This window comes from Streptomyces jumonjinensis (assembly GCF_009600885.1).
In the GTDB taxonomy this organism is placed as follows: Bacteria; Actinomycetota; Actinomycetes; order Streptomycetales; family Streptomycetaceae; genus Streptomyces; species Streptomyces jumonjinensis.
The window spans coordinates 192,767-202,810 of record NZ_VCLA01000201.1 but is presented as its reverse complement, the minus strand read 5'-3'; the positions used below and the strand labels follow the sequence as shown (position 1 = coordinate 202,810).

At 71.5% G+C, this 10,044-nt stretch carries 10 protein-coding genes; 6 read left to right on the top strand and 4 right to left on the bottom strand.

What is annotated here, in order from left to right; all coding sequences use genetic code 11:
* Positions 1-40 precede the first annotated feature (40 nt).
* Positions 41-1,099 carry a ketoacyl-ACP synthase III family protein gene (locus FF041_RS36650; RefSeq protein ID WP_153526964.1) on the bottom strand — a complete coding sequence of 353 codons (1,059 nt, stop codon included), beginning with the start codon at positions 1,097-1,099 and terminating at the stop codon, positions 41-43.
* A gap of 346 nt (positions 1,100-1,445) precedes the next feature.
* On the opposite strand from FF041_RS36650, the gene FF041_RS36645 reads away from it, so the two are divergent.
* Genes FF041_RS36645 through FF041_RS36635 form a run of 3 tightly spaced genes read left to right on the top strand, consistent with a single transcriptional unit; the run spans position 1,446 to position 4,070 of the window.
* Entirely contained in the window at positions 1,446-1,721 is a 276-nt protein-coding gene (locus FF041_RS36645) for an acyl carrier protein (protein ID WP_153482109.1), read from the top strand.
* Positions 1,714-2,937, top strand: a complete 1,224-nt coding sequence (locus tag FF041_RS36640) for a beta-ketoacyl-[acyl-carrier-protein] synthase family protein (RefSeq protein ID WP_194292336.1) — start codon at positions 1,714-1,716, stop codon at positions 2,935-2,937. Before FF041_RS36645 ends, FF041_RS36640 begins: the two co-directional genes overlap by 8 nt.
* Positions 2,934-4,070 (top strand): beta-ketoacyl synthase N-terminal-like domain-containing protein, encoded by a 1,137-nt coding sequence (locus FF041_RS36635; RefSeq protein WP_153526962.1) that lies wholly within the window; start codon positions 2,934-2,936, stop codon positions 4,068-4,070. Before FF041_RS36640 ends, FF041_RS36635 begins: the two co-directional genes overlap by 4 nt.
* On the opposite strand, the gene FF041_RS40495 is transcribed toward FF041_RS36635, so the two are convergent.
* Together FF041_RS40495 and FF041_RS36625 are read right to left on the bottom strand one after the other, a co-directional pair.
* The gene (locus FF041_RS40495) at positions 4,044-4,811 is read right to left on the bottom strand and encodes a response regulator transcription factor (RefSeq protein ID WP_153526960.1); all 768 of its coding nucleotides are present in this window, start codon (positions 4,809-4,811) and stop codon (positions 4,044-4,046) included. The two genes, FF041_RS36635 and FF041_RS40495, sit on opposite strands and share 27 nt — an antisense overlap.
* Complete coding sequence (locus FF041_RS36625; protein ID WP_153526958.1) at positions 4,808-5,947, bottom strand: sensor histidine kinase; 1,140 nt, start codon at positions 5,945-5,947, stop codon at positions 4,808-4,810. The genes FF041_RS40495 and FF041_RS36625 overlap by 4 nt, the downstream gene beginning before the upstream one ends.
* Positions 5,948-6,378: 431 nt before the next feature.
* On the opposite strand from FF041_RS36625, the gene FF041_RS36620 reads away from it, so the two are divergent.
* A complete protein-coding gene (locus FF041_RS36620) occupies positions 6,379-7,023 on the top strand; it encodes a TetR/AcrR family transcriptional regulator (protein WP_153526956.1) in 645 nt (214 codons plus the stop codon).
* Positions 7,024-7,049: 26 nt separating this feature from the next.
* Here the strand turns inward: FF041_RS36620 and FF041_RS36615 are convergent, their stop codons facing one another.
* The gene (locus FF041_RS36615; protein ID WP_153526954.1) at positions 7,050-7,703 is read right to left on the bottom strand and encodes a ScbR family autoregulator-binding transcription factor; all 654 of its coding nucleotides are present in this window, start codon (positions 7,701-7,703) and stop codon (positions 7,050-7,052) included.
* A 156-nt stretch (positions 7,704-7,859) separates the two neighbouring features.
* On the opposite strand from FF041_RS36615, the gene FF041_RS36610 reads away from it, so the two are divergent.
* Together FF041_RS36610 and FF041_RS36605 are read left to right on the top strand one after the other, a co-directional pair.
* Positions 7,860-8,918: a ScbA/BarX family gamma-butyrolactone biosynthesis protein gene (locus tag FF041_RS36610; RefSeq protein ID WP_153526952.1), complete on the top strand. Its 1,059-nt coding sequence runs from the start codon at positions 7,860-7,862 to the stop codon at positions 8,916-8,918.
* An 11-nt stretch (positions 8,919-8,929) separates the two neighbouring features.
* Positions 8,930-9,904, top strand: a complete 975-nt coding sequence (locus FF041_RS36605) for an NAD-dependent epimerase/dehydratase family protein (RefSeq protein ID WP_153526949.1) — start codon at positions 8,930-8,932, stop codon at positions 9,902-9,904.
* Positions 9,905-10,044: the final 140 nt, after the last annotated feature.

Genomic DNA, 10,044 nt, shown 5'->3' with positions numbered 1-10,044 from the left:
CCCGGTGACTCCCCGGTGACCCCCCGGCGGCCCACCGCTCTCAGCGCGCGGCCGGTGCTTCGACCACCGCGCACGACCAGGTGAAGCCCGCGCCCGCGTTGAGCAGCAGACCGATGTCCCCAGGGCCGAGCGCGGGCCGGCGCAGCACCTCGTGCAGTCCTGCGGGCAGATCTCCCGTGCCCAGATGCCCCGTGTCGCTCCCCCAGCGGACCGCCGGGGCCGCGACGAGGTCGCGCAGCGTCGGGATCCAGGCTCCGTCCAGCATTCTGCGCCCGAGGCGGGGCAGGAGGACGAACCGGATACGCGGGTCGTCGGCCGCGAGTCCGGCGTCGTCCAGCGCACCCCGGACCACGCGCTGAATCATCTCCTCGTTGACCTTCTTGAACGGCGCGGCCCCGTGCTCGCTCAGATAGGCGCGTTTGGTCCGGCGCATGTCGACCACGGAGGAGTTCTCCCTGGGGAGCCGTGCGAACGGGTCCGTGCCCCGGTGCATGGCCTCCAGGTGCGGAGCGGCCACCGTGTGCAGAGCTCGCAGCAGCAACGGGTCATCCGGGTCGGCGGGCGCTCTGAGCAGCACCGCCGTGGCCGCGTCGCCATAGGCGGCGCCGTAGTCGCTGCGCCATCTGTCGAAGCCGGGCTCGGTGAACCGGTCGGCGGTGGTGACCAGGGCGTGGCGCGGGCCCGTTCCCGTCGAGAGCACGGAGCGCATGGAGAGCCTGGCGGCGGCGAGCTCCAGGGCCGCCGCGCCGCCGTTGCAGATCTGCTGGATCCCCACCGGAACGGTGTTGTGCGCGCCGAGCTGGTGGGCGATGTAGTGCGGCGGAGACCAGAGGTCGTGGCCCTGGTAGTGCATCCACGCGTGCAGCAGCAGTGTCGTATCGGCCGCGGCCACCCCGCCGAGGCGCAGGGCCTCCCGGGCGGCCAGCACGGCCATTTCGGGCGCCGAGACGTCCTGGGCGACCGGCAGGCAGGGGTGACCGAGATCCCGCGCCGCCTTTGCCTCGACCCGCTGCTCTGCCACGGCGCTCTCCGCGCTGTCCCTGTCCGGGGGCAGCCACACGGCCGCCGAGACGATGCTCACCAGCGGGTTCGTTCTCATGACAGGAGTCCCCTCTGCTTCCAGCCGCGGGACGATCCCGCCCCGCAATACACCGAGTCTTTCCAGAGCAAATGGAATGTGCATCAAACCCTTATGAAAGAGGGGCCTAATTTGATCAGCAAGGGTTCTCGGCAATGGCTGCAATATGGCAGAGTGCTGCATCGAGGAAGCCGTAAGGCATTTGACGGCCGCTCTGCCGGTGACAGCCGCTCCGCCGGCCGTCCTGTAATTCACATTGTGTTTCCGTGGGCGGTCTCGGCACGCGTCACACGGAACGCGCGCCGTACGGCTTGTGGCACATGACTCGGGCGGCTCGCACCGCCGCCCTTCCGAAGGGATCACATACATGTCGGTCGACCATGGCCAGGAACTCGCTCCCGAGCTGCGCACCCGCGTCCGGGACATCGTGGCGGACGTACTGGAGGTGTCCGCCGAGGAGATCGGCGAGGGACAGAGCTTCACCGAGGACTTCGACGCCGACTCGCTGCTGATCATCGAGATCTTCTCCCGCTTCGAGAAGCAGCTGGGCATCGAGATACCCCAGGAGGAGCTGGCCGACCTCGACAACCTCGGCGCCGCCTACGCCCTGATCGAGCGTCACACCGCCACGGCGCATGTCTGAGCCCCGGCTGCGCCGCGTCGCGGTCACCGGCCTCGGCGCCGTGAGCAGTGTCGGCATCGGCGTCAAGGCGTTCACCGAGGCCATCCGCGAGGGCCGCAGCGGAGTCTCCCCCATCGCCTCGTTCGACAGCACCGGATTCCGGCACACCCAGGCCGGCGAGGTGCACGATTTCCGGCCACAGGATCACCTTGAGCGGCTGCCGGCCGAGAAGTGGGGCCGTAGCGCCCAGTTCGCCGCCTCGGCCGCCCGGCTCGCCGTGCGGGACGCGGACTGGGATCCCGAGGCCCTGTCGTCCGCTCGGGCGGGCAGCGCCATGGGCACCACCAACGGGGAGGCCGTCGCCTTCCAGGAACTGACCGAGCAGTGGCTGGCACAAGGCATCGGCGAGATCGACGGGGCTCTCGCCGCCCGGGCCTCGGCGGACCGTATCGCCGCCGCCGTCAACACCGAACTACGGCTGCACGGCGAGGCCCAGACCTTCGGCACCGCCTGCTCGGCGAGCAACTACGCGATCGGGTACGGATTCGACCTCATCCGCAGTGGCGCGGCCGACGTCATGATCGCCGGCGGAGCCGACGCGGTGAACCGCGCCACCCACGCGGGCTTCCACCGCCTGGGCGCCATCGCCCCGGACCTGTGCCGCCCCTTCGACGAGGACCGGGGCGGAATCATGACCGCGGAGGGCGGAGCGGCCCTGGTTCTCGAATCGTGGGACAGCGCTCTCTCGCGGGGCGCCCGTATCTACGCCGAGGTGCTGGGCTACGGCATCACCTGCGACGCCAAGCACCCGACCCAGCCGGACCGGGACGGCATCGCCGAGTGCATCCGCCTGGCCCACCAGGACGCCGGAGTGAAGCCCGAGGAGGTCGACTACGTGTGCGCGCACGGCACGGGGACGGCCGCCAACGACTCGACCGAGATCGCGGCGGTGCGGGCGGTGTTCGGCGACCGCATCCCGCCCGTCAGCTCCATCAAGTCGATGCTCGGCCACACCATGGGAGCGGCCAGCGGCTTCGGCGCCCTGGCCTGTTGCATGGCCCTGTGGGAGGGGTTTCTGCCGCCGACGGCGACGGTCCGCTCCGTGGATCCGGCACTCGGCCCGGACCTGGACTGCGTCCCCGGACGGGCCCGTCCCGCGCACCCGCGAATCGTGGAGAACCACGGGTTCGCCTTCGGCGGGAACAACGCCATCGTGATGCTGGGGAGGCCCGAATGAGCAGCGGCACCGCACCGACCGTCGTCCGGATCACGGGGTACGGCGTACTCAGCGCGGCCGGCGCCGGCGGCAAAGCCCTGTACGAGTCGGTGCGCTCCGGCGCCCTTCCGTCAGGTGACGGCGGCGCCGAGGCGCTGGCCGGATATCCCGCGCCACCGGGGGTACGGCTGCTGCCGGTACCGGACTTCGCCCCGCGGGAGTATCTGGGGCGCAAGGGACTCGGCGCCCTCAGCCGTACCAGTACGCTCGGCATGGCGGCGGCGGAGCTGGCGCTGGACAGCCTCCCGGCGCTGGTCGGCCCCGAGGAGCGGGCCCGGACCGGAGTGGTGATGGGGACCAGCACCGGCAGCGCCCGTGCCTTCGCGGAGTTCTTCCGTGAGTCGTACGAGGCGGAGCGGCCCTACCTGGTGAGCCCGGCCCTGTTTCCCGGGCTGCTGCTGAACCACTGTGCGAGCCAAGTGGCCATGCGGCACTCCTACACGGGCCTCAACGCCTCATTGGCCGGTGGGGCGATCTCCGCTCTCTCCGCGCTGCGCTTCGCGCGCAGTGCGCTGCTCACCGGCCGGGCCGACCGGCTGCTGACCGGCGGGGTGGAGGAGCTGAACGCGCAGACGGCCTGGGCCTGGCAGCGCAGCGGTGCGCTGGGCGAGCAGGCGGCGCTCGGCGAGGGCAGCGCCGTCTTCGTCCTGGAGGCGGGCGGCGGCGCTCCCGCGGGGACGCCCCTGGCCGAACTGACCGCCTGCGAGGTGGCCTTCACCCCCCTCGACGAGGGACCGCACGCGGTCGCGGCAAGCCTCGCACGATGCGTCGAGGACGCGCTGCGCGCGAGCGGAGCCGCCCCCGAGGACGTCTGCGTCGTCTCGGCCGGGGCGAGCGGCGGCGCGGGCTGGAGTGCGGTCGAGGCCCGTGGCCGCGGCCGGGGACTGGCCGGGCACACCCCCGAACTCCTGCGTGTACAGGATGTGCTGGGCGAGACCTACAGCGCCGGCGGAGGGCTGCAGCTGGCCGCGCTGCTGGCGCACTGGGCCGGCGGCGCGGCGCCGACGACCGGGGCCTGGGGTCTGGTCACATCGGTGGGCCACGACGGATCGGTGGGCGCGGCCGTGCTACGGCGTCCCTCCGCCATCGGATAGGTGAAAGGCCGGGTCGGCGGCGGTCTCCGGGGCGAGGCGTCTTCCCGGAGACCGCCGCGCTGCCGCGACCGGAATGGCCGGGGCGGGGATCAGGGACGCCCGGACCGCCTTGTTCACCGCGTCCAGGCGGGATACCGCGCCCAACTTCCGGAAGACGCTGTTCAGATGGCGCTTCACGGTCCCTTCGGTGATGTCGAGCCAGTCGGCGATCTGCCGGTTGCTCTTCGCCGACGCCGCGCCGACCAGAACCTGGTGCTCGCGGCGGGAGAGCGGTTCTTCGAGCGGCACGCGGGCCGCCGTCCCGCCGGGGACCAGGACCGTCAGGCGGCGGGGCTCGGTGAGACTGCGCTCGATCGCCGTGAGCAGGGCTGCCCGGTCGATTCCCTTGTGCAGGAAGCCGCGGGCTCCCGCCGCCAGCACCTCGTCCACCAGATAGGACTCCGCATAGGCGGAGAGGCAGAGGATCCGGGTGCGCGGGGAAGCACGGATGATGTCGCGTACCGTGTTCGCACCATGGCTGTGGGGCATGTGGAGGTCGAGCAGCAGCACATCCGGCTGTGCGGCGGCCACACACCGTACGACCTCGGCGCCGTCGGCGGCGTGCCCCACCACCGTCAGCGTGGGCTGCGCGTTCAGCAGGTCGCCGAGGGTCTCCCGGAACAGTGCGTGATCGTCGGCGAGGACGATGCGCGTACGGGAGACGGATCCCCCGGCCGACGGTGAAGCGCCGGGCCCCGTCACGGTCGTGCGCCAAGCGGCACATGCAGTTCCGCGCGGGTGCCCTCGCCGGGTCCGCTCATGACGCGCAGCCGCCCTCCGAGTTCCTCGGCTCGCTCACGGATGGAGATCAGGCCGTGTCCGGTGTGCGGACCGCTCACGATGCGCCCCGCGACGAAGCCCACACCGTCGTCCTGGACGCGGGCGTACACCCACCGTCTGGTCGTGCGGACGGTCACCTCGACCCGCTCGGCCCGGGCATGCGCCAGGCAGTTGCGCAGCAACTCGCGGAGCATCAGGAAGAGTTCACGGCGGCAGCGTTCGGGCGCGATCGTCTCGTCGCCGACCACCTGGATGGTGACGTGCGCATGCGGCGCCAGGTCGGCCAGGAAGGACTGGAGGGCCTCTCTGATCGGCGGCGTGTACGTGCTCCGGCGCAGGCCGGCGATCAGACTCCGGTTCTCCGCGGCGGCCTCGCGCAGGGCCTGCCTGGCCACCGCGAGATGGATCGCGGCCCTCTCCGGATCGTCCTCGCTGAGCTCGATGCGGTGCAGGGCCACGGCCAGCACGCTGCCGAGTTCGTCGTGAAGCCGGCGGGCGAGCCGCCGGGACTCGCTCCAGTCGTCGTCGCCCCACCAGAACGCCGCCGCGGCGGCGCGCAGGGGGTCCGCCAGCGCCCGCAGCACATTCACCGCGCGCGGCAGCGCCGTCCCGCCGAGGGCATGTGAGCTCTCCAGCGCGTGAATCAGCGCGGACTCGTACAACAGGCCGACTGCCGCGATGAGTTGGTGGGGCAGGACGCCGCCGACAGCGGCCGGGAGCGGCTCTGCGGGGGCAGGCTCGCGGTCGTGCCGCCCGGCGCCCGCCAGGGCCCGGCGTGCGAAGGCCACCAGCACCGCGGGCGGGGCGGAGGGCTCACGTTCGGACGGCGGCAGCAGCGCCGGGAGGCCGAGTCTGAACCTGTCCAGGATCGCTTCCGGCTCAAAGGCCCAGGCCCTCGGCCGAAGCGACGGCCCCGCCTCGTCCCCGTGCCGGGTGTCGCCGAGAGGCGTCGAAGGCGCCGGACATGTCAGAGGCACCGCCTGCGAGGCCGCCGCCCGCTGGTAGGAGGAGCCTCGCACCGTGCGGACCAGCCCCTCATGCAGTGCCTCGGCGAACACGCCTCCCGGGGCAGCCGCCGGAGATCCCCCGTCCGGCGGCCTTATCTGGGAAGTCGAGTGATCCATCAGACTCCTCAACGTGTGGGTTCTGTAGACGTTCGGCGACTACGTGACCATAACAAACATACTTGTCTGTTTGTCAACGAGTTTGACAGCGGCCCCAGTTGGCGAGTCGAGCGGGGTTTGCCGGCTTCGGCGGCAGAGCACGCGGGCCGGCCCGGCGGGACGCGGCCCGGATGGCGCGATCGGAGAGCCCAAAAACAGACAGACTTGTACGGTTAAGGATTCTGGTGGTTCACTGACCCCCTTATCGGCGGTTCAGTGTCGACGCCACCCATCGGGGGAGAGCGCGCGGCGGTCGTAGGCCGCCGTCGCGCCGGCAGGGCTGCCCGCCATCCGTCCCTCGTGCGTGGAAGGACACCTACCGCCCGATGCAGAAACGAGCCGAGCAGACCCGCCAGACCCTCATTCGCGCCGCTGCCGAGCTGATCGGCCACGGCGGCCTGCGCGAGGCCGGCCTGGTCAACATCTGCGAAAGCGCGGGTGTGAGCAGGGGAGCGCTCTATCACCACTTCGCCACGAAGGAGGCCGTGGTGGTCGCCGTGCACGAGGAGGCACGCCAGGAGACGAGCGCGATGATCGACGCCGCCTTCGACGCCCCGGATCAGAAAGCCGCCTTCGACGCCCCGAACCGGGAAGCCGCCTTCCGTGAGGCCGCCCACGGGGCGCTCTCCCGCTTCAGCTCCGCGCTGAGCCAGGCCCTGCGCGACGAGCCCATCGTGCGGGCCGGTCTGCAACTGGACCCCGACGGCTCCTCGGATTCCGACCGCCGGCTGCGCGAGGAGGTGCTGACCGCGGTCCGCCGGCGGGTGAGCACCCTGCTGCCGGAACTCCCCTCGAAGGAAGGCGACCTGGTCGACCTCGCCATGGTGCTCATGGCGGGCCTGGAATCGCTCGGACACGCGGACGAGACATGGTGGTCGCCCGCCACATCCGACCGCATATGGCGGACACTGCGTCCGCTCTTCGTGAGCCCGACGGCCACGGCTGCCGACAGCGGCGAGCCGGGGAACTGACGACGCCATGGCCCCATGCCTGTCCTTCAGCCCTCGGAGGACAGGCTCTCTTCGTGTGCGGTGTGCGCCGCGGTCGACGGCGACGGCGTCGTCCGCAGCCGTGGGAGCAGGCCGGGGGTGGCGATTCCCGGCAGCAGCAGCCGCCACATCGCCGACACGCGGTCCATCAGGTCCTCGCGCCGCGAGAACACCTGCGACATCAGCTGTATACCGGTGAACGCCCCCACGATGTACTGCGTGACCTCCTCCAGGTCGAGGCCGGGCAGCGTCTCACCCTGCCGCTCCGCCTGCCGGAAGAGACCGAGGAGCGCCTCCACCGACTGCTGATACGGAGTGCGCCCCGGGTTGGTGAACGAGGTCTGCTCCACGGTCAGCCGCACACTCGCCCGCAGCACCGGATCCGACTGAAGGCGCCGGGCGTACTCCAGGCTGAGGTCGATCACGGCCTGTAGTTTCACCGCCCGCTCCGGAACCACCAGAGCCTCGCTCTGTGCGGCGACCATCGCGGCGGCGATGGCTTCCTTGGAAGGGAAGTGGTGGTAGAGGGCCCCTCGCGTCAGTCCGGTGCGCGCGAGGATCTCCGTCGTACTCGCGGCGTCGTATCCCCGCTCGTCTAAAACGCTCGCGGCTGCCTCCAGGATCGAGCGCTTGGACCGCTCGCCCCGCTCCTGTACAGCCATCTCCACCTCACACCATTCGTGATCTTTTCATAATCCACAAAACCAAACCGACATGTCTGTATCTTCATTGCGGACAAGGTTGATTGTAGCCACCAAGGAAGCAAGGGCTCACGACAGCGCGGTCGCCGGCCCTGCCCGCAGAGAGACAGGATTTGCATGCAGCGCACCACTCGTACCGCTGGCAGCACCGCCCTCGATGCCTCCCGTACCACCCCGGTGGCCCGCGCCGTCAGCACCGGACAACCGCGTCTCAGCACCGGGCAACCGGGTCCCATCCCCGGGCAACCCGGTCTCACCACCGGGCAACCGGGTCTCACCACCACCGTCCCGCGTGAGTACGTCCACCGCGCGGCCGTGTCCGAGGTCTTCCTCACCCGCTGGGAACCATGGGAACCAGGCGGGGCGGACTGTTTCACCGTCACCGCCCAGTGGCCCCGGGGCCATGCCCTCTTCACCCCCTCGGGGGGCTACCAGGACCCGCTGCTGCTCGCCGAGTCGGTCCGGCAGACGGGCACCCTCCTGGCCCATGCCGAGTACGGTGTCGCCTTCGGCCACCAGTTCCTGATGCGGAGCCTGTCCTTCTCCGCGGCCCCCGACGCGCTGACCACCGGACCCGCTCCCACCGAGGTCGAACTGCGCGTCACCTGTCACGACATGGTCCGCCGCGCCGGCCGGCTGGCGGGCATGAGCTACCGCGTGACGCTCGTGCGCGACGGCGTGCGGGCGGCCACCGCCGAGGCCGCCTTCAGCTGCGCCAGTCCGTCCGTATACCGGCGGCTGCGCGGCGAACGGTCCACCACCACGCCGCTGCCGGTCCCCCCGGGCATCCCGCCGGCCGTCGTCGGCAGAGCCGACCCGCGTGACGTCGTACTGGCCGCCGCCGGTCCGCACCACCGCCGCCACCAGTGGCAGTTCAGAGTGGACACCTCGCACCCGATCCTCTTCGACCATCCGGTGGACCATGTGCCGGGCATGGCGCTCATCGAATCGGCCCGCCAAGCCGCGCACGCCGCCACCGGACTGCCGGACGCGCTTCCCGTCGTACTCGACAGCGTCTTCGAGCGGTACGCCGACCTCGACGCCCCCTGCTGGATCGACGCCCAGCCCGGCAAGCCGGACCTCACGGGCCGCATACCCGTCGGCATCCGCGGCACACAACGCGGCGCCACGGTCTTCTCCGCCGCCGTCGTGCTGCGTCCGCACCCGGACCGGTGAGGAAGCCTCCCATGACCACCACCGTCGTCATCACCGGCGCCGCCGGCTTCATCGGCCGCCATGTCGTCCGGGAGGCGGAGCGACATGTCGTCCGGGAGGCGGAGCTCCATGACCTCTCACTGCGCCTGACCTCCCATCGCCGCCAGGTCCGCGCCACCGCACCCGGCGCCCGGATCGTCCAGGCCGATCTCACCGACGCGCGTTCGCTGGCGGGTGTCTGCGAGGGCGCCGATGTCCTGCTGCACTGCGCGGCACAGATCGGCGGCCCCGCCGAGCTGTGTGAGGCCGTCAACGCGCGGGGCACGGCAGCGCTCATGGACGAGGCCCGCCGAGCGGGCGTCACCCGCATCGTCCAGCTGAGCACGGCGGCGGTGTACGGCCGCGGCACCTTCCGGGGCGAGCGTCCGGACGACCTCGACCGCGCGCCGGCCTCGGTCACCTCCCGAACCCGGGCGAGCGCCGAGGACGCCGTCCTGGCCGCGGGCGGCATCGTCATCCGCCCCCACCTGGTCTACGGCGAGGGGGACACCTGGGTCGTTCCCGCGCTGGCCCGGATGGTGCGCACCCTGCCCGGCACGGTGAACCGATGGTCCGCCCGGGTGTCGGCCATCGCGGCGGAGGATCTCGCCCGGGCCCTGGTCGCGACCGCCCTCGCACCCCGCGAACGCCTCACCGCGTCCGTCTATCACGCCTGTCACCCCGAACCCCTGGCCTGGCATGTGCTTCTGCGTGCCGTCGCCGCCGCCTCGTCCACCCCCTGGCCGGACCGGGACCTGACCCGCGACGAGGCATACGCGCACCTGCGGGCGTACGGCGGCTCCGAGCACGATCTGTCCATGATGACCAGCGACCAGTGGTTCGACGGCCAACCCCTCTGGTCGGCCCTGGGCCTCACCCCCGGACCGGGCTTCCCCACACGCTTTCCCCGGTACGAGACCTGGTACAAGGAAGCACTGGCCTCGGTCCCGGCCGAGGGCCGCGGGTAGAGCCCCTCGGGAACTGGAACCCCCGCCCGGCCGTTGAATTCGGCTTTTATCCGGCTTCCACGCCGCGCTGCCAGACTGCCCGGGAATCCGCCGACGCGGAGCGCGCCGAGCACACCCGAACGTCCGTCACCGCCAGGAGA

Excerpts from the sequence above, each read along its gene's own strand:
- FF041_RS36620 (WP_153526956.1), top strand. The coding sequence starts at position 6,379 with ATGCAGAAACGAGCCGAGCAGACCCGCCAGACCCTCATTCGCGCCGCT.
- FF041_RS36650 (WP_153526964.1), bottom strand. The coding sequence starts at position 1,099 with ATGAGAACGAACCCGCTGGTGAGCATCGTCTCGGCGGCCGTGTGGCTG.
- FF041_RS36635 (WP_153526962.1), top strand. The coding sequence starts at position 2,934 with ATGAGCAGCGGCACCGCACCGACCGTCGTCCGGATCACGGGGTACGGC.
- FF041_RS36640 (WP_194292336.1), top strand. The coding sequence starts at position 1,714 with ATGTCTGAGCCCCGGCTGCGCCGCGTCGCGGTCACCGGCCTCGGCGCC.
- FF041_RS36610 (WP_153526952.1), top strand. The coding sequence starts at position 7,860 with ATGCAGCGCACCACTCGTACCGCTGGCAGCACCGCCCTCGATGCCTCC.
- FF041_RS36645 (WP_153482109.1), top strand. The coding sequence starts at position 1,446 with ATGTCGGTCGACCATGGCCAGGAACTCGCTCCCGAGCTGCGCACCCGC.
- FF041_RS36605 (WP_153526949.1), top strand. The coding sequence starts at position 8,930 with ATGACCACCACCGTCGTCATCACCGGCGCCGCCGGCTTCATCGGCCGC.
- FF041_RS36615 (WP_153526954.1), bottom strand. The coding sequence starts at position 7,703 with ATGGCTGTACAGGAGCGGGGCGAGCGGTCCAAGCGCTCGATCCTGGAG.